The organism is Desulfitobacterium hafniense DCB-2 (assembly GCF_000021925.1).
GTDB classification, from domain to species: Bacteria; Bacillota; Desulfitobacteriia; order Desulfitobacteriales; family Desulfitobacteriaceae; genus Desulfitobacterium; species Desulfitobacterium hafniense.
Genome location: NC_011830.1, coordinates 3,497,448 through 3,523,075, shown reverse-complemented (window position 1 = coordinate 3,523,075; position 25,628 = coordinate 3,497,448). Strand labels below are relative to the sequence as shown.

At 48.9% G+C, this 25,628-nt stretch carries 26 protein-coding genes and 1 riboswitch; of the genes, 19 read left to right on the top strand and 7 right to left on the bottom strand.

What is annotated here, in order from left to right:
• Window positions 1-275 precede the first annotated feature (275 nt).
• From DHAF_RS16425 to DHAF_RS16405, 5 genes are all read left to right on the top strand, one after another.
• Entirely contained in the window at window positions 276-1,418 is a 1,143-nt protein-coding gene (locus DHAF_RS16425) for a glycerate kinase (protein ID WP_011460082.1), read from the top strand.
• A 219-nt stretch (window positions 1,419-1,637) separates the two neighbouring features.
• Window positions 1,638-3,077, top strand: a complete 1,440-nt coding sequence (locus DHAF_RS16420; RefSeq protein ID WP_041271982.1) for a diguanylate cyclase — start codon at window positions 1,638-1,640, stop codon at window positions 3,075-3,077.
• A gap of 114 nt (window positions 3,078-3,191) precedes the next feature.
• The gene (lepB, locus tag DHAF_RS16415) at window positions 3,192-3,713 is read left to right on the top strand and encodes a signal peptidase I (RefSeq protein ID WP_011460080.1); all 522 of its coding nucleotides are present in this window, start codon (window positions 3,192-3,194) and stop codon (window positions 3,711-3,713) included.
• Window positions 3,714-3,774: 61 nt separating this feature from the next.
• Window positions 3,775-4,935, top strand: coding sequence for an aminotransferase-like domain-containing protein (locus DHAF_RS16410; RefSeq protein ID WP_011460079.1), 1,161 nt, complete (start codon window positions 3,775-3,777; stop codon window positions 4,933-4,935).
• A 2-nt stretch (window positions 4,936-4,937) separates the two neighbouring features.
• A complete protein-coding gene (locus DHAF_RS16405) occupies window positions 4,938-5,120 on the top strand; it encodes a hypothetical protein (protein WP_018211349.1) in 183 nt (60 codons plus the stop codon).
• Here DHAF_RS16405 and cobS read toward each other — a convergent pair.
• The 3 genes from cobS to cobT are packed head-to-tail and all read right to left on the bottom strand — an operon-like array spanning window position 5,111 to window position 7,641.
• The gene (cobS, locus tag DHAF_RS16400; protein ID WP_011460078.1) at window positions 5,111-5,875 is read right to left on the bottom strand and encodes an adenosylcobinamide-GDP ribazoletransferase; all 765 of its coding nucleotides are present in this window, start codon (window positions 5,873-5,875) and stop codon (window positions 5,111-5,113) included. The two genes, DHAF_RS16405 and cobS, sit on opposite strands and share 10 nt — an antisense overlap.
• On the bottom strand, window positions 5,868-6,482 hold the full coding sequence (gene cobU, locus DHAF_RS16395; protein ID WP_011460077.1) for a bifunctional adenosylcobinamide kinase/adenosylcobinamide-phosphate guanylyltransferase: 615 nt from the start codon (window positions 6,480-6,482) through the stop codon (window positions 5,868-5,870). Before cobU ends, cobS begins: the two co-directional genes overlap by 8 nt.
• A gap of 19 nt (window positions 6,483-6,501) precedes the next feature.
• Window positions 6,502-7,641: a nicotinate-nucleotide--dimethylbenzimidazole phosphoribosyltransferase gene (gene cobT / locus DHAF_RS16390; RefSeq protein WP_018211350.1), complete on the bottom strand. Its 1,140-nt coding sequence runs from the start codon at window positions 7,639-7,641 to the stop codon at window positions 6,502-6,504.
• Window positions 7,642-7,738: 97 nt separating this feature from the next.
• Window positions 7,739-7,912, bottom strand: a riboswitch (cobalamin riboswitch).
• A 120-nt stretch (window positions 7,913-8,032) separates the two neighbouring features.
• Here cobT and DHAF_RS16385 point away from each other — a divergent pair.
• The 9 genes from DHAF_RS16385 to DHAF_RS16345 all read left to right on the top strand — a co-directional run bounded on the left by DHAF_RS16385 (window position 8,033) and on the right by DHAF_RS16345 (window position 17,835).
• On the top strand, window positions 8,033-9,412 hold the full coding sequence (locus DHAF_RS16385; protein ID WP_015944508.1) for an ATP-binding protein: 1,380 nt from the start codon (window positions 8,033-8,035) through the stop codon (window positions 9,410-9,412).
• Window positions 9,413-9,543: 131 nt separating this feature from the next.
• A complete protein-coding gene (locus DHAF_RS16380) occupies window positions 9,544-10,650 on the top strand; it encodes a GerAB/ArcD/ProY family transporter (protein WP_011460074.1) in 1,107 nt (368 codons plus the stop codon).
• The gene (locus DHAF_RS16375; RefSeq protein ID WP_011460073.1) at window positions 10,640-12,139 is read left to right on the top strand and encodes a spore germination protein; all 1,500 of its coding nucleotides are present in this window, start codon (window positions 10,640-10,642) and stop codon (window positions 12,137-12,139) included. The genes DHAF_RS16380 and DHAF_RS16375 overlap by 11 nt, the downstream gene beginning before the upstream one ends.
• 6 nt (window positions 12,140-12,145) lie before the next feature.
• The gene (locus tag DHAF_RS16370; RefSeq protein ID WP_015944507.1) at window positions 12,146-13,324 is read left to right on the top strand and encodes a Ger(x)C family spore germination protein; all 1,179 of its coding nucleotides are present in this window, start codon (window positions 12,146-12,148) and stop codon (window positions 13,322-13,324) included.
• A gap of 88 nt (window positions 13,325-13,412) precedes the next feature.
• Window positions 13,413-14,522: a ParM/StbA family protein gene (locus DHAF_RS16365; RefSeq protein WP_015944506.1), complete on the top strand. Its 1,110-nt coding sequence runs from the start codon at window positions 13,413-13,415 to the stop codon at window positions 14,520-14,522.
• Window positions 14,519-15,022, top strand: a complete 504-nt coding sequence (locus tag DHAF_RS16360) for a hypothetical protein (protein ID WP_011460070.1) — start codon at window positions 14,519-14,521, stop codon at window positions 15,020-15,022. The genes DHAF_RS16365 and DHAF_RS16360 overlap by 4 nt, the downstream gene beginning before the upstream one ends.
• Before the next feature lie 139 nt (window positions 15,023-15,161).
• Complete coding sequence (locus tag DHAF_RS16355) at window positions 15,162-15,533, top strand: hypothetical protein (RefSeq protein WP_015944505.1); 372 nt, start codon at window positions 15,162-15,164, stop codon at window positions 15,531-15,533.
• A gap of 82 nt (window positions 15,534-15,615) precedes the next feature.
• Complete coding sequence (locus DHAF_RS16350) at window positions 15,616-16,929, top strand: hemolysin family protein (protein WP_015944504.1); 1,314 nt, start codon at window positions 15,616-15,618, stop codon at window positions 16,927-16,929.
• A 48-nt stretch (window positions 16,930-16,977) separates the two neighbouring features.
• Window positions 16,978-17,835 (top strand): zinc metalloprotease HtpX, encoded by an 858-nt coding sequence (locus DHAF_RS16345; RefSeq protein WP_005812789.1) that lies wholly within the window; start codon window positions 16,978-16,980, stop codon window positions 17,833-17,835.
• 84 nt (window positions 17,836-17,919) lie between these two features.
• On the opposite strand, the gene DHAF_RS16340 is transcribed toward DHAF_RS16345, so the two are convergent.
• Both DHAF_RS16340 and DHAF_RS16335 read right to left on the bottom strand, forming a co-directional pair.
• A complete protein-coding gene (locus DHAF_RS16340; protein ID WP_011460067.1) occupies window positions 17,920-19,077 on the bottom strand; it encodes a UxaA family hydrolase in 1,158 nt (385 codons plus the stop codon).
• A complete protein-coding gene (locus DHAF_RS16335; RefSeq protein ID WP_015944503.1) occupies window positions 19,074-19,385 on the bottom strand; it encodes a UxaA family hydrolase in 312 nt (103 codons plus the stop codon). The genes DHAF_RS16340 and DHAF_RS16335 overlap by 4 nt, the downstream gene beginning before the upstream one ends.
• 336 nt (window positions 19,386-19,721) lie before the next feature.
• Between DHAF_RS16335 and DHAF_RS16330 the strand changes: the two genes are divergently transcribed.
• The 5 genes from DHAF_RS16330 (at window position 19,722) to DHAF_RS16310 (ending at window position 24,691) form a co-directional block, all read left to right on the top strand.
• Window positions 19,722-20,420, top strand: coding sequence for a DUF421 domain-containing protein (locus tag DHAF_RS16330; RefSeq protein ID WP_011460066.1), 699 nt, complete (start codon window positions 19,722-19,724; stop codon window positions 20,418-20,420).
• A gap of 26 nt (window positions 20,421-20,446) precedes the next feature.
• Window positions 20,447-20,830: a DUF4363 family protein gene (locus tag DHAF_RS16325; RefSeq protein ID WP_005812777.1), complete on the top strand. Its 384-nt coding sequence runs from the start codon at window positions 20,447-20,449 to the stop codon at window positions 20,828-20,830.
• A 406-nt stretch (window positions 20,831-21,236) separates the two neighbouring features.
• Entirely contained in the window at window positions 21,237-22,166 is a 930-nt protein-coding gene (locus DHAF_RS16320; RefSeq protein ID WP_041272117.1) for a hydrogenase small subunit, read from the top strand.
• Entirely contained in the window at window positions 22,167-23,720 is a 1,554-nt protein-coding gene (locus DHAF_RS16315) for a nickel-dependent hydrogenase large subunit (protein WP_011460064.1), read from the top strand. It begins immediately after the preceding gene.
• Window positions 23,721-23,845: 125 nt separating this feature from the next.
• Window positions 23,846-24,691, top strand: a complete 846-nt coding sequence (locus DHAF_RS16310; RefSeq protein WP_005812774.1) for a C-GCAxxG-C-C family (seleno)protein — start codon at window positions 23,846-23,848, stop codon at window positions 24,689-24,691.
• A 163-nt stretch (window positions 24,692-24,854) separates the two neighbouring features.
• Here DHAF_RS16310 and crcB (DHAF_RS16305) read toward each other — a convergent pair whose 3' ends face one another.
• Both crcB (DHAF_RS16305) and crcB (DHAF_RS16300) read right to left on the bottom strand, forming a co-directional pair.
• Window positions 24,855-25,211 carry a fluoride efflux transporter CrcB gene (gene crcB, locus DHAF_RS16305; protein WP_015944501.1) on the bottom strand — a complete coding sequence of 119 codons (357 nt, stop codon included), beginning with the start codon at window positions 25,209-25,211 and terminating at the stop codon, window positions 24,855-24,857.
• Window positions 25,211-25,585: a fluoride efflux transporter CrcB gene (crcB, locus tag DHAF_RS16300; RefSeq protein ID WP_015944500.1), complete on the bottom strand. Its 375-nt coding sequence runs from the start codon at window positions 25,583-25,585 to the stop codon at window positions 25,211-25,213. The genes crcB (DHAF_RS16305) and crcB (DHAF_RS16300) overlap by 1 nt, the downstream gene beginning before the upstream one ends.
• Between the last annotated feature and the right edge of the window lie 43 nt (window positions 25,586-25,628).

The window sequence follows — 25,628 nt, the reverse complement described above, 5'->3', positions numbered from 1 at the left end:
TACAACAGTGTTGTCAACAAAGCCGGGATGTTAATCCGTAATGACGACTTTGCTGTCCAGCTACTCCCCTTTGTATTATTACCTTTTTAGTATAGCTTATAGGTGCTTCCAGCGTCAACGATAATTTTGTAAAGATAAGCAACCTCAGGAGGCCAATTCCTGACCATTCACCTGTCGATTCATTGTGTTTTGCAGCTATTTAGGATAAAATGCGAAATAAATACTCAAGGTGATATAGAATAGCATCCTATCTGAACTAGAGGAGAGCGATAAAAATGCATGTACTTATAGCCGTTGATTCATTCAAAGGAAGTTTAAGCAGCCAAAAGGCAGGGGAAGCCATTACCCTGGGCATTCAGCGGGTTTTTCCTGAAGCGACTGCGGAGATTATCAGTATGGCAGACGGCGGGGAAGGAACCGTTGAGGCCATTGTCCATGCCGGTCGGGGGAAGGTGTTAAAAACCAGAGTCACCTCACCTTTGGGGGAAGAGGCCGAGGCCATCATGGGCCGGCTTCCCGATGGCACTATCGTGCTGGAAATGGCTTCGGCTTCAGGCTTACCTATGGTCCCCCGCCATAAGAGGAATCCTTTGCTGACCACCACCAGGGGTACAGGGGATCTGATTCGGGCTGCCCTGGCTCTGCAGCCCCGGGAAATTCTCATCGGTATTGGCGGCAGTGCGACCAATGATGGGGGAGCGGGAATGGCTCAGGCCCTTGGGGCAAGACTCCTTGATCGGGAAGGACAGGAGCTGAGTCCCGGCGGAGGTTGCCTGGATCAGCTTGCCAGGATCGACTGTTCAGAACTTGATCCCCGCTTAAAAGAGACGAAGATCACGGTGATGTGCGATGTGGATAATCCCTTGTGCGGCCCGCGGGGAGCTTCGGCAGTTTATGGACCGCAAAAAGGCGCCACACCGGAGATGGTGGAGATTTTGGATGGGAATCTTGCTCATTTTGCCCGGAAAATCCGGGAAGATTTAGGAGTGGATCTAAAAGATGTGCCAGGGGCAGGAGCCGCCGGAGGCCTGGGAATGGGACTGCTGGCCTTCACAGGAGCTCAGCTGAAGACCGGTGTGGAGGCTGTGCTTGATACAGTAAACTTTGATGGTAAACTGCAACAAGCGGATATTGTCATTACCGGTGAAGGGCGCATCGACGGTCAGTCGGTTTATGGCAAGGTGCCCATGGGTGTGGCCAAACGAGCCCTTCAGTATGGCAAACCCACCCTGGCTATCGTCGGTTCCATCGGTGCCGGATCTGAAGCCCTTTATGAACATGGCATAAGCTCTATCCTTACTATTGTTAATGGTCCCATGACCTTGGAGGAATCTATGGAAAGAGCCTTTGATTTGACGGTGGACGCTGCGGAGCGGGGATTCCGTATCTTAAAAATGGCCTATTCCGACAAAAGATGATGAATCTTTTTGTAGCTTAGAAATAGTTCGATTTTCTGAGAACCAACATATATTAATGGTATAGCGGTATAGTGTTTATGAGGGGGCAGAGTCTTTCAACTTAAATCGTTAACTAATTTAAAATTAATTTATTAAAAGAATCATGGAAATCAAACCATTTTATTAATATAATGTGGTAAAATATTTACAGTATGAACTTAGCATTCAAATTGCTCTTAAATGGAGGGTGAGGAGTCAGTGCAATTACAGAGTATTGAAAAGAGGGTATCTTCCGGTCATAGCCCTTCCTGTGCAGAGATATTGCTGTCTACCATTCAAGAGATGAATCGTGAGGAGAATCTCTTGAAAGCATTAGATCTCTTTACTCAGCGAAGCTTGGTGTTGTTTGACTGTGATGTAGCTGCAATCTACCTTTTGGAGCAAGGGAAATACAAGCCTTTCTCTGTTAGCTTTCGTGATGATAAGGACAGGGAAACGCTGATGTTAAGGGAATTTCCTCAGGATTTCCGGGAAATTGGTACTGAAGTCGTCGAAACGGATGAGGAATGGGTTTTGGCATTAAGCCATTTTGGCAAAACCTTAGGTGCTTATGTTCTCAAAGGCAGGCGATCTCAGTGCAGGGATGAGGGGTCAGCAGTCTTTGTAAAGCAAGTCATTTCGATTATATCTTCTTTTATATTCGAGAGAATATTGAAAATCGACTCTCTGAGCAGGGAACAAGCCTTAACCTTATTATTGCGGGGAACGGAGATTCTTGTTCGTGCTGACTCTGAGGAGCAGCTTTTATCGGAAGCCGGAGAAATGGCCATGGAAATTCTGTTTTTGCCCGGGGGATTTTTTCTCCTGGAGGGGGCCGGAGGGACTTGGGAAATCCGTTCACCCTTTGGGCGGCTGAAACAGGAGATGGAGTGGGATTGGCGAACTTGGGTCAGGCAATACATCTCTAAAGAAGAATGTTGTCTGAGAAGTGCTAAGGTTCACTTTTTTGATATTGAAAATAATCCTTTTAAATGGGAACGTGTGTGGATACATCCTCTCCAGACCCATAGCGGGGTGGTCGGCGAGCTGTGGCTGATGAATGCCGGTAAGTACCTTAATGATCAGGAGCAGGAGATACTGACTGCCTTTATCCGGGTGGTTGGGGTTGCTTTAGAGACCATTCGCCAGCGTGAGGAGCTGGCCCGCTTGGCCAATACGGATCGTTTGACAGGAATACTGAACCGCCAGGGGTTCGAGCAGCGTGTTCGGGAAGAAATAGCCAGTACCTTAAGGAGAGACTCACGTTTTCTGTTCCTGGTTCTTGATTTGGATCGATTTAAACAGCTCAATGATACTCTGGGCCATCCCATGGGTGACCGGGCCCTGAAAGAAATTGCTCAGAACCTGCGCTGCGCGGTACGGGAGCAGGATATTGTGGCCCGGACCGGTGGTGATGAATTTACAGTGGTGCTGACGGACATCGCCCTGAATGAAGAGTCCCTGACTGTGATTGAACGGATGAGAAAGAGCATGCATCTGGAAGAATATAATTTAGGAGTCAGTATTGGAGTCGCAGAATTTCCAACGGAAGGCCGTACCTATGATGAATTGTACCGTTTAGCAGACCAAAGGCTTTATAGAGGCAAGAATTCAGGGAAAGGAAATATCATAGCGGACTAACCCTCCAAACGGGGGGGTCTTTTATTTGATAGGGATTTCGTGGTATCCTGAAACAGGCAGCGAAACCTTGGATCTTCCTCACAGAGGATAACTATTGCAGAGGGTGTGACATGAATGAAGAAATATTTACGCACAATTTTGGAATGGGGAATTTTGATTGTAGTCGCCTGGGTGTTGTCCTTTGGCATCAGGACCTATCTTATTGACACCCGCATCGTCCCGACCGGTTCCATGCTCCCTACTATCCAACTTCAGGATCGCTTAATCTTCGATAAGGTGTTTTACAAAAATAAACCCCTCCAGCGTGGGGATATCATTATGTTTACCGCTCCGGAGGGTTCGGGAGAGCATGATGATTTGGTGAAGCGGATCATCGGTTTGCCTGGGGACACTTTAGAGGTCAGAGAAGGCAAGGTCTGGATCAATGGTGAAGCCATCGAGGAACCTTATCTGAAAGAGGCTCCTGAATATGAATATGGACCTATCCAGATTCCTGAGGGAGCGTATCTTGTGTTTGGGGATAATCGCAACAACAGCAAGGACAGTCATGTCTGGGGGTTTGTTCCTGAAGAGAATATCGAAGGCAAGGTTCTGCTGCGTTATTGGCCTCTGGAACGCTGGGGCGCCCTTAAGTAAGAAATACTGATTCAGGTATATTACCTATTAAATTTAATCGTGGAGTGGAAAGGAGAAGCCAATGAAATACGCCAAATGGATGAAGAATGTAGGGGAAGGATTTATCGGGGAAATGCTCAGAGCAGCCCAAAACCCCGCGATGATATCTTTTGCCGGAGGATTGCCTGCCTTGGATCTTTTTCCTACCCAGGATTTACAGGCCGCCTTTCAAAAGGTTTTTGAAGAACAGGGGAATGCGGCCCTGCAATACGCACAGACCGCGGGATATCCGGAATTAAGGTCATGGGTTGCCTCTCAGCACCAACGCAGCCAAAGGCCGGCCCGAACTGCCGAGGTTATCATCACTACCGGAAGCCAGCAGGGATTGAGCTTATTGGCCCAAACTTTTTTGGATCCGGGAGATACGGTATTCCTGGAGACGCCCACCTATTTGGGGGCTATTCAGGCTTTTGAAGGATTTCGGGCTGATTTTCAGATGATTCCCTGTGATGAAGAAGGGATTCTTCCCGATGAGCTGGAGAAAGCTTTGGCTTTCACCACCCCTAAATTTCTTTACTTAATACCTAATTATCAAAACCCTTCAGGGAGAGTTATGGGGCTGGAGCGGAGAAAAGAGCTCCTTAAAGTGTCCCAGAAATACGGCCTGCTGCTTGTCGAGGATAATCCCTATGGAGAATTGCGCTATGAAGGAGAGCCCATCCCCCATCTGGCGGAATTAGGGGAAAATGTCATCTATCTGGGGACTTTTTCCAAGGTTTTGGCACCGGGGCTGCGCATCGGCTATGTGCTTGCCGACGAAGATATTATTATGCATCTGGAGCAGACCAAGGAAGGTGTGGACCTTCATAGCAATAACCTGACTCAGAGAGCCATCTATGAATATTTGCAAAAGGATCTTTTGCCGGATCATATACTGAAGCTGCGGGAAGTCTACAATGTTCGCCGTAAGGCCATGGTGGAGTCCATCCAGACCTATCTGGGAGACAGGGTGGAGATGAAGGTGCCGGCAGGCGGCCTGTTCCTCTGGGCCAAGCTCATGGGGGTGAACAATAGTTTTGACTATGTGCAAGATATGATTCGCCAAAATGTTCTTTATGTTCCCGGCGCTCTTTTCTACGCCGATGGCCGGGTGTCCAATGAAATGCGTCTCAACTATTCCTGTTCCACACCGGAGATTATCGAAGAGGGAATGAGGCGCTTGGCCCGGGGCTTGAATCAATAGGGTTGAAATATAAGCATGAAAAGGCTTTGCTGACCGTACTGAAAGCAAAAATGCCGTTGCACGAACTTTACAGTTCCTTGGGCAACGGCTTCTTTGTCGTCAGAGCAGATTGTCTGCTGTCCGGCTGCCTGGCTCCCTGGGCGGCACAGCTCAAATTCGTAAGCGATTCCGAATTTCAGGGGTAAAGCAATGGGAAGGCCCCTAAAAGAAAGAGCAGTTCGGAAAGTTCAATGCTGGCACCATAGAGATCCCCGGTTAACCCTCCGAGGAGGCGGGAGACCTTGCGGGTGAACAAGAGGATGAAGAGGGTGGCCAGAATAAAGCCGGCAATCCCCGGCCATTGCAACACCCAATAGGTGAGGAAAAGGAGCAGCAGCCCCTCCCCCAGGAATAGCCACCGGGTTTGGCGGGAGGTTTCATGAAATCCCTGGCCAAATCCCTGGGCCCGGGCATAGGGGAAATAATGAACCCCAATCAGAAAAATCCAGCGGGAGAGGATGGGCATGAAAAGAACCAGGTAAGGAACTAAAGGGGAAGAGAGGGCGAGGAGCCCGGCCAAAAGACTGAATTTGAGCAGCAGGTATACCATGGCGCTCAACGCACCGAAAGCTCCCACATGGCTGTCTTTCATAATCTCCAGCATGCGTTCAGGTGTCCGCGCTGAAAGCAAGCCGTCCATACTATCCATCAAGCCATCAAGGTGAATTCCCCCGGTGAGAATAAGTTCCAGGGCAAGCAGCAAGGCAGCCGTAACCAGGGGCGGGTAGTGAGGAAGGAGCAGGGTTAAGGCCAACCATAAGGCTCCGCCCAGAATCAGGCCCACCAAAGGATAATAATGCTGACTTTGGGTGAATTCTTCCGAGGTCACCTGCTCCGGCTGAGGGAGTGGTATTCGGGTCAGGAAGGTCAGGGCGATCCATAATTTGCGCATGCTAGGCATCCTCTCGCCGCAAGGAATCCAGTAAGGCCTGACCGGCAGCTTTGATCTCCGTCGGATAGCCGGCGACCACGGAATAGACCTGCTGGGCGCTCTGTCCCAGGATCTGGTTGGCCCTGCCGGCCAGATCCCGGTAAATCCTGGAAAGGGGATTATCCGGGACGATACCATCTCCCACTTCATTGGTGACCATAATCACCTGAGGGGTAATATCCCGGGCTATACGGGCGACAATGCGGACCTGTTCGAGAATCTTCTGCTCCAGCCTATGGAGGGCCCGGGTATACTCCTGCTCAGTCAGATGATCTTCTGCTGGATAGTGGGCAAGGAGGAGATTGGTCAGCCACAGGGTTACACAATCCACCAAAAGGACCCCTTTGTTCTGAGCATGGCGTTCCAACACAGAGGAGAGGGCAAGGGGTTCTTCCACTAAGCCCCAATGGGCAGGGCGCTGGTCCTGATGTTTTTTGACACGCAAAGCCATTTCTTCATCATAGACCTGGGCCGTGGCGATGTAGGTGACAGGCAGGCCGGGATGAGCGGCCAGGAGCTCGGCAAAGCGGCTTTTGCCACTGCGGGCTCCACCGGTTATGAGCACAAAATCTGACATAATTACCTCCGGTGATTGCTTAGTTTTTACCGCTGACTCCTGCGGATTCAAAAGTAGCCATCTCGTTGAGAATGCGGATGGAGGCATCCAGAAGATGGAAAGCGATAGCGGCTCCGGTTCCCTCTCCCAAGCGGAAATCCAGATGCATGATGGGTTTTAGCTCCAGTTGTTCCAGGGCGGCTCGATGGCCGATCTCCGCAGAAGAATGGGAGGGAATCAGGAAGAAGCGGGCCGTAGGGCAGATGCGGACAGCGATGAGAGCAGCGGCAGTGGAGATGACCCCATCTAAAAGGATGGGGACACGGGAATAGGCTGCGGTCAGAATTGCCCCGGCCAGGGCACCGATCTCCAAGCCCCCTATTTTGCTGAGGATATCCACTCCATCCTTAGGATCGGGCTGATTGATGGCGATAGAACGGGCGATGACGTTTTGCTTGCGGATGAGTCCTTCATCATCCAGACCGGTGCCCCTTCCGGTAACCTCCTGGGGCGGCAAACCTGTCAAGAGAGAAATAATGGCTGTACTGGGGGTGGTATTGCCGATGCCCACTTCCCCTGTGGCCAGGACATTCACTCCGGAATCGATAGCCTGGCGGGCGATTTTAGCTCCGGTCAGCAGGGAGAGCAGAGCTTCTTTACGGCTCATAGCCGGTCCCTGGGCCATGTTATGGGTTCCGTTCATGATGCGGTGAGCCATAAGCTCGGGCGGATCCAGCGGGAAAGCCATGCCCACATCGGTGCAGATCACTTCGGCGCCGGCATGACGGGCCAGGACATTGATCCCTGCCCCGCCGCCCAGGAAATTATAGAACATTTGCGGGGTTACTTCCTGAGGGAAGGCACTGACCCCTTCCGCCACCACGCCGTGGTCTCCGGCCATGACGAGAATGGCCTTTTTTTGTACTTCCGGCCAAGGCTGACCTTGAATCCCGCCCAATTGTTTGGCGAGGGCTTCCAGGACTCCTAAACTGCCTTGGGGTTTGGTTAAGGAATCTAAACGGGTTTGTACAGCGGCCATGACCTGTTCGTCAAGACCGTGTATTCCCTGGATAAGATGGTCTAAGGCGGTTTCACATTCCTCCAGGGAAGCGTCACTCAGGTTTTCCTGTCTTAAGAAGTCATCCACTAGCTTGTCCTGTTCTAATTCGGTTTTACTCATCTGTATTCCTCTCCTTTAAAAAAAATAAAGTCCCGCCACTTCATAAGTGGTCGGGACTTTGCCTTCGTCGCCGCTGCTTTCCATAGCACCCATGGAAAGGCTTTCTTCATTCCTGGCAGGTCTCCTGGCTTGGATTCAAACGCCGCTACCCCTTCCCGGTCTGGCCGGTGGTTATGGTTCAGGCTCATCCTACACAGTGGTGGGTCCGCACCGGAATCGCACCGGTTTCCCTATTCTCCCCTTGGGGGCACCAAAGAATGGACTTTTTTTAACTAATTATAGAATAGCAAAGAAGAAGATTTTGTCAACCCTTTACTTAAAGAATTGCAGGATTTAAGATAGTACTAAGAATTGTACTAGAACACAAGAAGAAAACAAGGATGTGCATAATGTGAATAGGACGAAAATTACCCGGTTATCCCTTCTTTTTGACGGAATGGTTGTTTTCCGAGGCATCATAGGGGATCCGGTGGCAGTTTCTTTCCAAAAACTGCTCCAGGGGATAGGGAGCAGGGAGTTTGATCTGATGGCAATTTATAAAGATTATCATCATTTCTGCTCCTTGGCGACTCAGGCTCATTGGCCTGATTATCTTTGGGAGCGTATGCTTCAGGATGACAATGAGCTGGCCAGGCAAACGGCTCAACAGGGAAAGGACCGGGTTCCCGCCGGGCTGCGCCGACTGGCCGGGCGGGAGCTGCTCTATTTGCGGGAGCTTGCCGGGCTGAAGGCGGAAGATATTAAAGGGGCTGTCAAGGCACGGTGTGCAGAGCAAGGGGCGGAAGAACCGGGCCTCTGGCTGGAGGAACCATTGAGCCCGGAAAGCTGGCCTGGTTGGCTGAGTCTTCCGGATATGGATAGGGAAAAAGAAACTTATGCAAAAGAAGAGAATCGGGCTGAAAACTATCTCCTTTCCTCTCAGAAAAAGTTGAAGCAGAGTCTGCTTCGGGGAAGGTCAGAGGAAATGGTGGATGCGCTGCTTGCTTATTATCAAACCATGGGTACCGGATTGTTCGGCCGGTGCATGGCTCTCAAATGGCGGGGCCGTGCGGAAAGGCTGGAAGGGGTACACCCTGAGCCCATGCGCATCAGCAAGTTGATTAATCAGGAACGGGAGCAGGGAATCATCCTCCAGAATACGGAATTTTTCCTGAAAGGCCTTCCGGCTAATAATGTGATTCTCTATGGCAACCGTGGGACTGGGAAATCTTCCTTGGTGAAAGCTTTAGTGCAGGAATATGGTGAACAGGGACTGCGCCTGGTGGAATTATCGAAAACAGACTTGCATGACTACCCCAAGATTATTCGGCTCCTGGCCAAGCAGCCTTTGAAGTTCATTCTGTTTATTGACGATCTTTCTTTTGAAGACACGGAAAGTGATTATAAGAATCTGAAGACCCTGCTGGAGGGAGGGCTGGAAGGGAAGCCCCAAAACGTGCTGATCTATGCCACCTCCAACCGGCGTCATTTGATCAGAGAAACCTTCGGCGAACGGCAAGTCGAGGAAGTCCACCGGCGGGACAACATGGAGGAAAAATTGTCCTTATCCGACCGCTTCGGCATTACGGTCACCTTCCCCACACCGGACCAGGAAGGCTATCTGAAGATTGTGGAGGAGTTAGCAACTCAGGAAGGGCTGACACTTCCCAAGGAGGAGTTAAGACAGCAGGCGCTGCGCTGGGTGATGAATCATAATGCCCGCTCAGGGAGAACCGCCCGTCAGTTTGTGGATTTTCTGGTGGCCAGGGAAGGGTTGGCCGCTCAGCAATAGTTTTGGATAGCCGGCTTAGGGGGCCGGCTTTTTTCTTGCGCCCAAGCCCCCGCCTCTTGGAAAATGTATAGTATAAGGCTGAGCGTTCATCCTAATACTAACTTATCCGTAATGATGAAAGTGTGAAATTCATGAATATAAAAATCTCAAGCCGTCAATCCTTTTGTACTTATTTCGTGATTGTTTCCCTATCTATAGGCATGCCCAATCTGATCATAAGAGATTTGGAGCAGGATTTTTGGCAGGCCCTCCTGGTGGCTATAGTTATAGAAACAATGCTGGGTTTTTTCTTATATAAAATGGGGAGGACCTATGCCAATCAGACGATTTTTCAATACAGTGAGAAAATCCTCGGCAAAATCTTAGGCAAGATAAGCGTTGGCATGTTCAGCCTTTACTTTATTAGTGTAGCCATCACCCTTACCCAAAGTCTTATGGAATTCTTTGGTTCGATGGCGATGCCGGAAACTCCGCGCTACGTTTTTGCCATTTTGCTCTTGCTGGTGAGCACCTATGCCTGCAGTGCCGGGCTGGAGGTGATTATGCGGCTTTCTGAGATTGTCGCCCCCTTTGTGCTGGGCTCCTTTCTCTTTATCATGCTGTTTAATATTGGGAATATGGAGTTTGATAATTTGCGGCCCATGTTCCAGCACAGCCTGGGGGAGATTCTGAGAGGAGCTATGCTTCCCACTGCTTGGTTCGGGATCTGTATTATTATGGGCGTTTTAATGGCTTACCATAATAATCCTAAAGTTATGTACAAGATAAAGCTTATGGGTGTGGGCCTGGGCATTCTGACGATCACCACCTCCATGTTTTTTGTCATTACGGTGATTGGCGTAGAAATGGGCTCCAGGCAATTGTATTCCGTCTATATTCTCGCCCGCCTGGTTGATGTAGGGGATTTTATCCAAAGAATGGAGGCGTTTCAGATCGTATCCTGGACGGCGGGATCTTTTTTGATTCTGGCTTTGTTTCACTATGCCGGCGTGGAAGGCTTAAAACATATTTTTCCGAAAAAATCCCGCATGTTTTTGGGGATCAGCATTGCCGTTATTGTATTTGTCGTTTCTGTCTTTGTTACGCCCACCGCCATTGATCGCTCGACATTTTTGAAAAACATCCTTGGCGTCTATGGTTTAGTTGTCGAAATATGTGGAGTTTCCCTCCTTTTTATCATTTACGTCATAAAACAAAAATTCAAGGCAGTAAAAAAGAGGTCTTCTAATGAGCAATAAGCACGGATCCAACATATCCCCCAACCTTGAAGAGAATCGAAGGCGTTTCATTAATAGTTTCAAAAATTCTGTGGATCTTTTGTTTCGTGAATTACGATTTGGCAAGACGAACAAAGGCTTTTTGGTCTATCTTGATGGATTGGTGGATCGGCAGTACATGAGTTCTTCGATCATCAGACCCCTCATGGCATGTCAAGGTTCCGAGCCAATTTTGTCGATGGACATTTTACAAAAAGATGTTTTGTGCAATAGCGCTATTGATATTGTGCAGGTTTTTGATCAAGCGGTGCAGGGGGTGTTATCCGGCCAGACGGCCCTTTTTTTGGAGGGAGTAGAGGAGGTCCTGCTGCTTGAGACCTTTGGTGGTGAGACCCGCAATGTTCAACAACCGGAAACTGAAGCCACCGTCCGGGGGCCCCGGGAAGGATTTGTGGAAAGAATTGAGGTAAATGCCTCTTTACTCCGCCGTAAAATAAAGGACCAGAAATTACGTCTGGAAACTATGAATCTGGGGGAAAGAACCCATACCAAAATCTATATGGCCTATATTGAAGGGATAGCTAACCCGAAGATTGTGGGTGAGGTGAAGAGACGCCTTCAGTCCATCGATATTGACGGGATTCTGGAGAGCGGCTATATTGAACAACTGATTGAAGATTCCCCCCAATCCATTTTCCCCACGGTGGGAACCACTGAAAAACCCGATAAATTGGCGGCAAAGCTGTTGGAAGGCCGGATAGGAATTCTGGTGGATGGGACTCCTTTTGTGATCACAGTGCCCTACCTGTTTGTGGAAGCCTTTCAGAATCCTGAAGATTACTATTCCCGGCCTTATTATGCCTCCCTGGTTCGGCTCATCCGCTACCTGGCTTTTTACTTCTCCACCACACTTCCGGCTTTTTATGTGGCTATCCAGTCCTATCACCAGGAGATGGTTCCCACCAGCCTCTTAATAAGTATGAGTGCAGGCCGCGAAGGCATACCTTTTCCGGTGATCGTCGAAGCTTTGGGGATGGGCATAGTCTACGAGATTCTTCGGGAAGCAGGTATACGCATGCCCCATACGGTGGGTCAGGCCGTCAGTATCGTCGGGGCCTTAGTCGTTGGTGAGGCGGCGGTCCAGGCCGGTTTAATCAACCAGGTTATGGTGATTGTGGTTGCTCTTACCGCTATTTCGGGGTTTCTGGTGCCACCTTTTACCGGACCAGCGTCTTTGCTGCGCTTATATTTTCTGGTGACCACCTCTTTTCTGGGCATGTTTGGCTGGCTGATGGCCTTGCTGGCCCTTGTCATTCAGTTGCTGTCCGTCCGCTCCTTTGGCATTCCCTATCTTTCCCCCATTGTTCCCACCAATATCGGGGATTTGAAAGACGGCATGGTCCGCTTTCCTCTTTGGTTTATGTTATCCCGCCCCTCTTTACTCAGCCCTTATCGGCGGCAAAGTACCAAAAATATGAAAAAAAGCTTGAGAAAAATAAAAGGAAGTTAAGCGAAGATGAGCAATGGATACATGAAAAGATCGGTGATCCTGGTATCGTTATTCAGTTTGCTCTTATTACCGGGGTGCTGGGACCACCGGGAACTGAATGAGCTGGGGGTCGTCAGTGCTTTGGGGTTGGATCTTAACGAGCGGGGGAAGATACAAATCACGGTTCAAGTCATTAATCCCCAGGCTTATATAACCAAAGGTCAGGAAGGTAAAGCACAAACGCGGATTTTGACCAGTGAAGGTGAGACTTTCTTTGATGCGGTGCGGGGTTTAATGACTAAATCTGGGGATCGGCTTTTCTATCCTCATAATCAGGTGATCGTGATTGGAGAGGATTTGGCCAGAGCCGGGGTTAAACCTATCCTGGATTTTTTGGAACGCGACCCGGAAATCCGTTTATTTACCTGGGTTCTGTTAACAGAAGGTAAGGCGGAAGAGGTGGTCAGAGCTCCTTCCGATGAGTCCCTGATTTCCGCGATGCATGTGATGCTTTTGGTTGACGATTATTATTCCGCTTCCAAAAGCATACCGAGAAATATTCTGGAGTTTGCCACTATGGTTTACTCGGAAGGAATCGAGCCTGTTTTAGGGAAGATCGAGTTCTATGAAGAAAAGGGAAACCCCACCTACCAGCTGATCGGGGGAGGAGCATTTAAGGGAGACAAGCTGATCGACTGGCTGGATGCCGGGGAAGCACGGGGATATCTCTGGGTTCACAATGATGTCAATGGGGGAATCATTACCGCCTATACTAAGGAAGGGGCCGAAAACCAGGCTCAGGCTGATGGTTCCTCCGGTCTTGGGGAGAGGATATCCTTCGAGATTATACGAACCAAGAGCAGAGTGAAACCGGTTCTGGAAGGTGAAAAGCTAAGCTTTGTGATTGATCTTGATGTTACCTGTAACCTGGGGGAGCGCACCGATAATAAGGAAACCATCACTAAGGAAGATTTCAAGGAGTTAGAGAAGATCTTAAGCCAGGCCGTGATCGGGGAAGTTCAAGGCATCGTGGACAAGGCCCAAAAAGAACTGAGATCTGATATTCTTGGCTTTGGCTTAACGACGAAGAGGAAGTACCCGGACTACTGGAATCAGCACAAGGAGCAGTGGGAGGAAATGTTTCCCGAGCTGGAGGTGGAGATACTGGTGAAAGCTGTGGTTGATGGTCAAGGAACCGTTCGATAAGGATAGACTCTAAGCAAAATGTGGTATACAATGGATAATAATAGGGTTTTACATTCGAAATTCCACGAATTGACGAGGAGGAACACCTGTGTTTGAAAACGATATTCTCGTAGCTGGAGGAGATCCCGGGTTTGGAGCCATTAAGCTGGATGCTGGAGATACTAAAGTGTTGTTTCCGGCGGTTATATGCAAAGGAAATGAGCGTATTTTTTCTGCTTTGGGTAATGGGAATGTAAGTCGGGGAACCGATGAAGAAATGCAGATTGGCTCCTTGGATGTCATCGTTACCAATCACTCCACGGGAGTTTCCCGTCATTATTTTATGGGAAGTCTTGCCGAGAGTTTGAACCCCAATGAGGCTCATTATTGTTGGGATGAGGATAAATCCACTGATGAAGAAGCTACGGCATTGCTCGTGGTAGCCTTGGCTGTTGCGCAAAAAGAACCCAAGGCTAATATATATCTGGGAACCGGCGTCCCGGTTAAATACTATGCAGCTTTAAAGGACAAGTATGAAGCTGAACTTAAAGGAACCTGGTCGGTAGCCTTTCGCTCAGGACCCTTTAAAGGCCAGACCCGTCAGCTGACCATCATTCGTTCCCGGGTCCTTCCCCAAAGCTATGGCGTCTTTATTAAAGAGACCTTGAATGAATACGGAATCCCCATCAGTCCTAAACTTTTTAATGGCTATGTGGTAGTGATCGACCCAGGCTTCAGGACTACGGATGTGGCGACTTTTTATGATGGCGTGATGCTTGATCCGCCCAACTCCTTCAGTATCGAAAAGGGGCTGAAATGGGCCTATACCGGTGTGGCTGAGCAATTAAAGGAAATGACGATTAATCATGCCAACCCTATCGAAACCGATGATAAGGAACTGGATAAGGTATTCCGCGTCAATGAAGGGATGTATCCCTGGAATAACGGCGCCATTAACCTCAACCCTGTGATGCAGGATATGCTGGGGCAACTGGGAACGGATATTTCCCGTGAGGTCAAAAAGTCTCTGAAACCCATGCTGGGCAAGATTCATACGGTTCTTGTGGCAGGGAAAGTAGGAGAAATGATCTTTGAACACCTCCAATTTGAAAATAAAGTGCTGATCGAGAATCCTCAGTTCGGCAATGCCACCGGCTTTAGAATTATGGCTGCCAATTTGGTCAATAACATAACCAAGAAGGCCAATGCTGCCCCATGAGCAAGAGCCTTTCCTTCACTCTGAGCTTCAGTGAAGAAGATGAGCCCCTTTGGGGCTTTCTCCATTCCTTCCCCCGGGAACAATGGGAAGGTATCCTGAAAGAAGCTCTCCGCGCTTACAGTGCCAACCATCCCGCCACAGAAGATTTGCCGCCGGCGACGGTTGGTCGTTGGAGCCTTGAGGAACTGTATGCGGCGCCCTCTGGCAAGGATTCCCTGAGCATGGACAATCCGCAGCCTTTAAAGCATCTTTGGGAGCTGATTGGGGAAGAGGAAGATGAAGATGTGTTGGAACTTCTTCTCCAGCCCCAGGCTCAGAATCCGGAAAAGTTCCCGGAGAGGGATGCTTTGCCGCCTAAGGCGGATAAGGAGCCGCAAAAATACCAGGACAGTGAATCGGCAAATGGTCTGGCCTTTCTGCTTCACCAGGTCATCGGGGAAGAAGAGGATCCTGATGTCTTAAGTTTTTTCGCCTCCTCTGAAAATCGTAAAGAGACTTAGCCCTGGTTATTTTGGTTAAGCTATTTAAAAGCAACGTCTCTTTATGGGGGAAGTTGTCACTTGACGACCTATTTAGTTATACTCTATAGTATATCTTAAGTAATTATAGATTAGAGAATGGATTAGAGGAGAGAACATCGTGGACGACGACCCATTACCTGCCCGTGCAGTTCCATATCATGATGTCTTGGCAAGAATAGAGCAAGGTAAGACCAAACAATTCGTTGCCATTGTCCTTTGTCTTTTTTTAGGCTTGGCTTTGGCTTTTTACCCCTGTGTGGCTTTTGAACAACCCCAAAAGGGACTCTGGATATTAAAATATAATTCAAGTATTAATCAGGCGCCAAGAGCTGTGATCTTCGGCGCCTTGGCTGTTTTACCCCAAAAAATCGATTTGGATAGTGTACAACTGCCTCAGATGTGGGAGATTAATAGAGGAACAACAGAGGATCCTGTCCAAAAACAGAAACACTGGATAGTCATGGTATGGTACGGGTCCACTTATGTCTGAGGTGGGGTAGAAATGTATAGAATAAAAGGAGGAGAATCCAATCGATAGCATAGTGTGGAGCATTGCCAAAGTAGTTGCTGCATTGTTCCTGGTCGCTCTCAATGCATTTTTTGTGGCCGCTGAATTTTCCTTGGTAAAAGTGAGAAAGACCCGTCTCGCCGAGCTTTCAGAGTCAGGATCCCGAAAAGCGACCCTTGCCCTTGCTGTGACCTCGCAACTGGACGCCTATCTCTCCGCCTGCCAACTGGGGATTACTTTAGCTTCCCTGGGGCTGGGTTGGTTGGGAGAGCCGGCCATTGCTACCTTGCTGGCTCCGCTTTTTAAGAACCTGGTGGCATGGGATGGAGTCTTAACCCATACAGTATCCGTGGTCATTGCGTTTCTGCTGATTACGTTCCTGCATATTGTCCTTGGGGAGTTGGTTCCTAAATCCATTGCCATTCAAAGAGCAGAAAGCGCAGCTCTGTGGACTGCCGGTCCGCTAAAGATGTTTTACAAGCTCTTTTATCCGGTGATCCGTTTCCTTAATGGGCTTGCCAACCTGATTCTGAAGCTTGGGGGTATATCCCCGGCCAATGAATCCGATCTTGCTCATACGGAGGAAGAATTGCGGATGCTTGTGGATGCCAGCCAACGTCATGGTATTTTGGATAAGATGGAAGGAAAACTCCTGGATAATGTCTTTGAGTTCTCGGATCGAGTGGTCAGCGAGGTGATGGTTCCTCGTCAGGATATGATGTGCCTCTATATACAGGATTCAATGGAAGAAGTTCTGGAAACCGTCAAAACATCCGGACATACCCGTTATCCCCTCTGTGACGATGATAAGGATAATGTGATCGGTCTGGTGCATATGCGGGATCTTTTGTCCCTTTCCGAATCGTCGGTAAAAAATATTGGGGAATTGAAGCGGGATATACTCATCGTTCCGGAAGGGATGCCCATCTCTCATCTGGTGCAGAAAATGCGTGTCCAGAGAACTCATCTGGCCGTTGTGGTGGATGAGTTTGGCGGGACAGCCGGTATGGTAACCATCGAGGATCTCATTGAGGAACTGGTCGGGGAAATCTATGATGAATTTGAAAGCGCCGAGCAAGCGGAGATTATCAAGAGTGGGGAGAGCGAATATCTGATCAATGGCCGGGTGCTCCTTGATGACTTAAGTGAGTTATTGGCTGTTGAATTCGAGGATGAGACCGTTTCCACCATCGGGGGCTTTGTCTTCAACCGGCTTGGCCGTAAACCGGTCAAAGGAGATCGGATTGATTTCATGGACTATACCTTTACGGTCATGGAAGTGGTGGGCTTTCGAATCACCCGGGTTAAAGCCAGTCGGAGACCGGCACCGGATAGTGCCGACATGTCTCCGGACACCCGGGAAGACAGTGGAAAGTAAAGGATCGATTCTCTTGGCTTTTGTAGATTTGAAAGGAGTTGTTGAAATATGAATGGATTCGGAAATCAGCTCAAGACTGTTTTTCTGATGAGTTTATTAACTGTGCTTGTGATTCTGGCCGGGAATGCTATAGGAGGCTCCGGCGGTATGCAGATCGCCTTTATCTTTGCCATGGTGATGAACTTTGGCAGCTATTGGTTTAGTGATAAGATGGCTCTGGCGATGACGAAAGCCCAGCCCATCAGCCGTGAACAAAGCCCCGAGCTCTATGCTATGGTGGAAAGGCTGGCAGACAACGCCAATCTGCCCATGCCCAGGCTTTATATGACCCCGTCACCTCAGCCCAATGCTTTTGCAACCGGCCGCAACCCTAATCACGCAGCCATTGCTGTAACCCGGGGATTGATGCAAATGCTTAATCGTGAAGAGCTGGAAGGGGTATTAGCCCACGAGATGGCTCACATTAAGAATCGGGATATTCTCATCAGTACCCTGGCGGCAGTCATGGCCGGTGTGATTACGACCCTGGCCCATTGGGCTCAGTGGGCCCTGATGTTCGGAGGGGTAGGCGGAAATGACGAAGAAGGAGCTTCCGGACTGGCGGCCCTGCCCTTGATTATTCTGGGGCCCATTGCGGCCATGCTGGTTCAGATGGGAATTTCCCGCTCCCGGGAATATCTGGCCGATGCTACGGGGGCGGAGATTGCGGGGAACTCCTCTGGTCTGGCCAATGCTCTCCAGAAATTAGAGAGAAGTTCGGCAGCCATACCGATGAATGTTAACCCCTCCGCAAGTCATATGTTTATCGTCAATCCGTTGAACGCCCGCAGGGTAGCAAATCTGTTCAGTACCCACCCACCCATCGAAGAAAGGGTGAAACGGCTTTATACTATGGAACGCCGCTAACGTGAAAAAAGGGGACAGGTACCATATTCAGTATGAATAATGGTACCTGTCCCTGTTTTTCTCCCTGTTTTTCTGTTTTTCACGTTAAAAAGTCGGCCCAATGCGGAAGATGCCGAATTCCTGGTGACCTAAGCTTTCTGATTTGGTTAATTTACCATTGGCTACTTCAATGATCTCCTTGAAAATCCGGCGGCCGCTATCTTCAATGGTTTCTGCGCCGGATAGGATGGGAGAGAGATCGAGGTCGATATTGTCTGCCATGTTCAGATACGTATCGGCATTGGCCGTGACTTTAATAACCGGGGCGATAGGTGAGCCGGTGGGGGTACCCCGTCCTGTGGTGAATACGATGATCTGTATGCCGCCGGCAAGCATTCCGATCATGGACTCCACATCCTGACCGGGAGTATCCATAACATAAAGGCCTTTGCCTTGGGGAGCTTCGCCATAGGCCAAAATATCCTGAATGGTGGAGTGACCGGCTTTATAAATACAGCCTAGAGACTTTTCTTCGATGGAGCTGATGCCGCCGGCAATATTTCCGGGAGTGGGCTGGCCATCCCGCAAATCCACATGAAGCTGCCGGGCACGCAGCTCCGTTTCTTTGACGATTCCCAGGAGTTTGGCGGCGACTTCCGGTGATTTGGCCCGTTTGGCCAATACATGTTCCGCACCGATGAATTCCGTGGTTTCGGATAACATAGCCGTGCCTCCGGCCTTGACCACCAGATCAGAAGCTGTGCCGGCGGCAGGATTGGCGGCTAAACCTGAAGTGAAATCAGAACCGCCGCATTCAACCCCCAGCGACAGCTCACTGAGGGGAGCCTCTTCCCTCTTCAGCATAGAAAGGGTGCGGGCCATTTGAGCAGCGACTTGGACTCCCAGGGCGGTGGTTTTTAGAGTGCCGCCATGTTCCTGAATGATCAGAGATTGCACCGGTTTCCCGGATTTGGCGATTTCTTCTGCAGTGTGCAGGATCGGTATGCCTTCACAACCTAAACCGACAACGAGGACTGCTCCCACATTGGGGTTTCTCCCGATGCCGATTAAAGTCCGTAAGGTTTGCTCGTAATCGGCACCTAACTGACAGCAGCCGTGTTGGTTGGCAATAGCGACAGCACCGGGGACTTGAGCGGCTATATTAGCGGCAACGGTAGTCGCACAGACTGAAGTAGGAAGGATTAAAAGATGGTTGCGTATGCCAAAGAGTCCGTCAGGACGCCGAAATCCCCATAGGTTCATCTTGAGCCCTCCTTATCGGTATCTAAATCCCCTCGACCCCGTTGTGACTCCATGTTATGGACATGGACATGCTGGCCGGGTTGAATATCGATGGTGGCGGCACCAATGCTCTCCCCATATTTTACAACATGGCTGCTTTGGGCTATGGGTATGAGTGCAACCTTATGTCCCAAAGGGATATCCTGGCACACTGTAAGTGATTCTGCTTGGCTTCCTCGGAAAAACGAGATCGTGGTACCGGCAGGTATATGATCGACACAGGTAGCCACATTATCTTTTTCATAAATGACAACCGCTTGCTTTTTCACCACTGCTCCTCCATTCTTGACTTGATTCTCTATGATAGAACATTAGTATTCTGTAACACTTAATTCCTCACCTTTCCGGCGGTTAAATTTCCGTATGACTGGGTTGCCGTCAATCCTCGCCGGGCAAGGCGAGTTCTAAGTGTTACAGAATACTATTGATTATAACACAAGATAAGGATTTGTGTATTAATACAGAGTGATAAAGCAAATCTTGCTATGAATCCCCAGAGGCTCTTAAGCGGAATAAAATGATGGCTATGGAGAAAGACTATTCAGGCATATGTCACAGGCATATGCTTTTTCGTCCCAAAACCACAGAAAGGAGTTGCATGATGTATGTTAATAACCGCCATAAGAACTTTGATACTTTATTTTTTCGTGATTACGGCTTTGCGTCTTATGGGCAAACGTGAAATAGGCCAACTGCAACCCTTCGAGCTGGTCGTCATTCTTATGATCTCCGATTTAGCGGCTATCCCCAGCGAAGATGTGGGAATTCCTCTTATTTCAGGAATTATTCCCATGATGGTTTTGGTTTTAATGAGTATCTCACTGTCTTATCTGGAGTTAAAAAGCGAGAAGGCCCGGGATATTCTCAATGGCACTCCTTCGATCCTGATCGAAAGAGGAAGGATTGTTGAGCATGAATTAGTTCGCAATCGCCTGCCCTTAACCGATTTAGTGGAAGAATTAAGAATGAGAAGTATCCCCAATATTGCCGATGTAGAGTTTGCTATTCTTGAAACCAACGGGCAGATCAGTGTATTGCCCAAATCCTCCAAACGCCCTGTTACACCAGAGGATTTGAAGCTGCAACCGGCTTACGAAGGCTTGCCGATTGTGTTTATTATGGATGGAATTCTGCAGGAAAGTGCCTTTGCCCTGTCGGGTAAAGATCGGGCATGGCTGGATAAGCAGGTCAAAAAGCATCAGCTGAAAGGCATAGAAGAGGTGCTCTTTGCCTGCCTGGACTCCTCGGATCATTTATATCTGCAGGGCAAAGAACGATATACTAAGAAAAAGCAACAGGCTTAGGCCAAAATTAAATGAGGGGGTATTCTATGCTGAGAACGTATCTTATAGCAGGCATAATTATCCTTATTCTGGTGCTGGGGGGCTATTGGCAGAACAGTTATATCAGTGAGTCCACTTATACCCTGACCGAAAAATTAGTCAATGTGGAGGAACAGATACGGGCCAAGAGCTGGAGCAATGCCAATCAGGAAATCGAGAAATTCAGCCAAGACTGGAATGGGATCAAAAAATTCTGGAGCATATTGCTCGATCATCAGGAGATAGATGAAATCGAACTCAGCTTAATAAGGCTGGAGCAATATATCAAGGAAAATGAGACCGTTTTAAGTTTAGGAGAGCTGTCCGCCTTGCGCCTGCTGGTTGATCATATTGCCGATAAAGGAATGATTACACTTCAAAACATTTTTTGAAAAAAAGTATAGCCGACGGGGCGAATAAAAATGCAAATAAGCGAAGGGCCGGCCCCGTTGGGTTATCTTATTCTATTAGTAATCTCGTTGATATCATACGAAATATTTATAGCACGATTAAGAATATAAATCAAAAAATTAACACTTTACAGTAGAATTGGTAATAAAAAGAATGTATTATAGGAATTGATAAAGTGTTCACATAAACATGATATCAGTTATCTGAATTATCTAACATGACATGGAATATTGAATTTTCCTCGTTAAAAATATAGAAATAACCTGGTGAGACATAAGTAGTACAAGTTTTAACATTCACTTAGTAATTTTATTTTGGACGTGTTATTTTAACATAAATTAAAAAAATTACAATGAGGTGAGGAATGTGAAACGAGATGATCAGCCTATGGAAAGCGGATATCAGCGTCTCGCCAGAAGAGGGGTATCCAGAAGGGACTTTTTGAAACTGTGCACATTCACATGCGCGGCCCTGGGGATCGATTTGAGCTTAGCGCCTCAAATAGCGGAGGCGGCTGAAGCAAATTTATCCAAAAAACCGGTGATCTGGATGCAAGGGCAAGGCTGCACCGGGTGCAGCGAATCTCTGTTATCTTCGGTTGACCCGGGGCCGGAGGAGATTATTCTCGATCTTCTCTCGGTACGCTACCATCCTACCCTGATGGCAGCCTCAGGAGAGCAGGCTGTTCAAAGCCTGGAAGACTGTATAGCCCAAGGTCATTACATACTCGTCCTGGAGGGCTCGATTCCCACAGCGGATTCACGGTATTGCTTTGTGGAAGGAAAGCCCTTTATAGAACAATTCAAACTAGCTGCGGAAAAGGCTGAAGCGGTGATCGCTGTGGGCTCCTGTGCTTGTTACGGCGGGATTCCCCGTGCCGGGTTCACCGGGGCAGCGGGCGCCCAGGAGGTGCTCGAAGGAGTTAAGGTGGTCAATCTCCCCAGTTGTCCGGTCAAACCGGATCGGCTGGTGGGTTTGCTTCTATACTATCTGAGCCATAATGCTTTGCCTAAGCTGGACGGACTCAACCGGCCGGAAGCTTATTATCGCTACACCTTACATGACAGCTGTTATCGCCGCTGGCATTACGAAAAAGGAGAGTATCTGGAGGATTGGAATAACCCGGACACTCTGGATTGGTGCCTTTATCACAAGGGTTGCAAAGGGCAGGATACTTACACGAACTGTGCTAATGCCTGGTGGAATGGCGGAGCCAATTTCTGCGGCTATGCCGGATCGCCCTGTGCGGGATGCAGTCAGCCTGAGTATTATGACGGCTTCGCGCCCTTATTTGTGAACCCCAAGGAGGTGAAATAGATGGCCAAGCGAATTGTGATTGACCCTGTAACACGAGTGGAGGGCCACCTACGCATTGAAGTGGAGATTGAGAATAATGTCGTAACCAATGCCTGGGCCCAGGGAACCATGTTCCGGGGGATTGAGCAGATTCTCCAGGGCAGAGACCCCCGCGATGCTGTGTATATTACGGAACGGGTCTGCGGAGTGTGTATGGCATCACACGGCTGGACATCGGCCATGGCCATCGAAGACGCCCAGGGAGCCAATGTACCCCGTGCCGCTCAGCTTATTCGCAATCTTATCGCCGGCTCATTATGGCTCCACGATCATCCTTTGCATTTCTATCATTTGTCGGCCCTTGATTATCTTGATGTCTTGGCAGTCAATCATTATCAAGGAAATGTTGCGGAGCTTCTCGCTGTTAAAAATAAGATCATGTCTTTGGTGACGGCGGGAGATACCGCCCCTCTGACCCCCCGCTACCAACCGGACAGTTATTCCGTAAGGGATCCGGAAATTGTCACAACCGCTCTCGCCCATTATTTGGAGGCCTTAAAGATTCAGGGTAAAGCCAAGAAGATGTCGGCTGTTCTGGGAGGGAAACAGCCCCATCAATCCAGTATTGTGGTAGGCGGAGTGACTATCTACCCCCGGAAAGAACAGCTGGAAGCCTTTAGAACCCTGCTCAATGAAGTCGTGTCCTTCGCCGAGCTGACTTATGTGCCCGACGTCGTGAGTTTTTGCACAGGTCCTCTGTTGGAGCTGGGGAAAGCCGGAGTCGGCGCGGGTCCGGGCGGTTATATAGCCTATGGCGGTTTCCCTATGGATGATTCCGGTATAGAAAAATTATTCAAGGGGGGCTTTATCAGCAGCGAGGCTCCGGGTGTTGTCGAAGCATTGGATATGAGCCGGATTACGGAAAGCGTAGCCAGTGCCTGGTACAAAGAGGGGGAGCCTGCTCATCCTTGGGCGGGAGAAACCGTCATCGATTTTGATAAAAAAGGAGCCTATACCTTTATTAAATCTCCCCGGTATAAGGGAGAGACTGCAGAAGTAGGGCCGCTGGCCCGGATGCTGGTTATGCAGCATTCAGGATTGCTGGACTTGATGGGCCGCTACGGAATTAAACCTGGAGCGGTTGCCCGTCACCTTGCCCGCGCCCAGGAAACGCTGCTGATCACCAAGTCCATGTACCGTTGGCTGGATGACTTAGAGACATTATTGGGAAGCAAGACCGTACGTCCTGATATTCATGATTCCAAGCACTGGGATCCTCCTGCTCAGGGTCAGGGAGCAGCTCTCAATGAGGCGCCAAGGGGAGCTTTGGGACATTGGCTCAAGATCGATCAACATGTCATCAGCAACTATCAGATGGTGGTTCCCACCACTTGGAATATTTCCCCTCGTGATGAGAAGAACATCCCAGGTCCTGTTGAACAGGCCTTGATAGGAGTGCCTGTTGATCCGGATAATCCTGTCAATGTGGTCCGGGTGATTCGTTCTTTTGACCCTTGTCTGGCCTGTGCGGTGCACCTTATTGATGCAGACGGGGAGAAGATAGTAAAGATCTGATTTCCCGTATTGAAGCGAACTCATAGCTGAGTGCTGAGGAGGTGACATGGTTTCCGGAACTAGAAAAGGGGTCCAGGGCTTGAGAAAATCCAAAGTAGGATAGTGACGAAAGGGAGGCTGTTTCAATGAGTGAAGAAAAAGATATGTCAAGAAGAAAGTTTTTAAAATCCGGTATTCTGGCGGCGGGAGCTTTAGCTGTTGGCACAAGCATCTTTCATACCCAAGTGGCGGAGGCTGCCCAATTGCCGGAAGGGGAGCATTGCGCACCACCAAGTTTTCCCTACCCTTATGTACAGCTGGACCCGGAAAAAGCCAAGCTGGACGGCTATGCCGGCTATGGTAAATCCAAATGTTCTTATGGTGCCTTTGAGGCGGTTATCGGTCAATTAAGAGAAAAGATCGGTTATCCCTACACCCATGTTCCTACGCAGGTTCTGGGCTGGGGCGGTACCGGCGGCGGAGGCTGGGGTACCCTGTGCGGAGCCCTGATCGGTGCGGCTACGGCCATTAACTACACCATGCCTAAGAGTGATGCGGATAAGGTGGTCAGCGAATTGTTCGGTTGGTATTGTGATCATCCTTTCCCTGAATTCATGCCGGAAGCAGGCAAGGCTTTGGAATATGAGGGGCCTATCGAAAAAAGTGTCGCCAAATCACCTCTCTGTCACGTTTCCGTAAGCGTGTGGTGTGATGCCAGCGGTCTCAAGGCTGAGAGCAAGGCCAGAAGTGAGCGCTGCGCCCGCGTGACGGCAGATGTAGCTGCTAAAACTGTGGAGCTGTTAAATCAATTCCACAGCAAGAATTTCAAAGCCGTTTATAAGAATGAAGTGGTGGATGACTGCATGATCTGTCATGGTAAGGGTCATTCTTTGGAAAATACCCGGGGCATGATGGACTGTGAACAATGTCATACCGATGTTGATCCCAATAACCTGGTCGACCACATTAAGAAAAGCTGGGATCTGCTGTAATAAGTAACTGGTATATGCAGCGGGTAGTCTTAGCCAATGATGGATACGGAATCTAAAAATCACGGAGTCTAAACAATCTAAACAATCAACATAGAGGCCAATAGCCAAAGTCGTCCTCTCTCCACTGATAGTGGGGGGAGGACGACTTTTTTGTTGACGAACATCAACGAAAAAAGCTGCCCAGCCAATAACCTAAATAGGCAAGGGCAATTCCGCCACCGTAGGTGATGGTGGTATAAAGTATAAATAGTCGATGCTCCTTTTTTAATTGCAGCTGAGCCATTTCCAGTTTTAGTGTAGAGAAAGTGGTAAATGCACCTAAGAAACCTGTTCCCAGCAAGAGCGTTGTTGTCGTACTTAAATTAGCCCCGGCCATGGCTCCTAAAAGAAATGCTCCGGATAAATTCACAGTCAGCGTGCCTACCGGTAGTTTTCCGCTATTTAATTTCCTGCTGAAGAAATAACGGACAATTGCTCCACAGAATCCGCCTATACCAACCAAAAGGATATGTGATGCCATCACGATTTCTGCACCTCTTTACTTACCTTAAAGCCCAGGTGGCTCATTGTTAGTCCCCCGAGGAGACTTACCAATACATAAACCATAGCTAAAAAGTTATGGCCATCCTGAAATAAGCTGATCGTCTCCACACTCAGGGTTGAAAAGGTTGTAAACGAACCAACGAACCCTGTTCCTATTGCTGTAGAAAGATGTGGGGAGAGGCGGACTTTCTTGAATACATAGCTTGTCAGCCAGGCTAAGAGAAAGCTCCCCAACAAATTTATGGTTAAGGTTGCCCAAGGAAACCGACTATCAGCAAAGAATGAAATACCGATTAAATACCTGAGCATTGCCCCGAACATTCCGGCACAACCTACCCATAAATAAATCATGTTCAGCTCACTCCCTAAAGATAAAAAGACTCCTGCCGGCAAT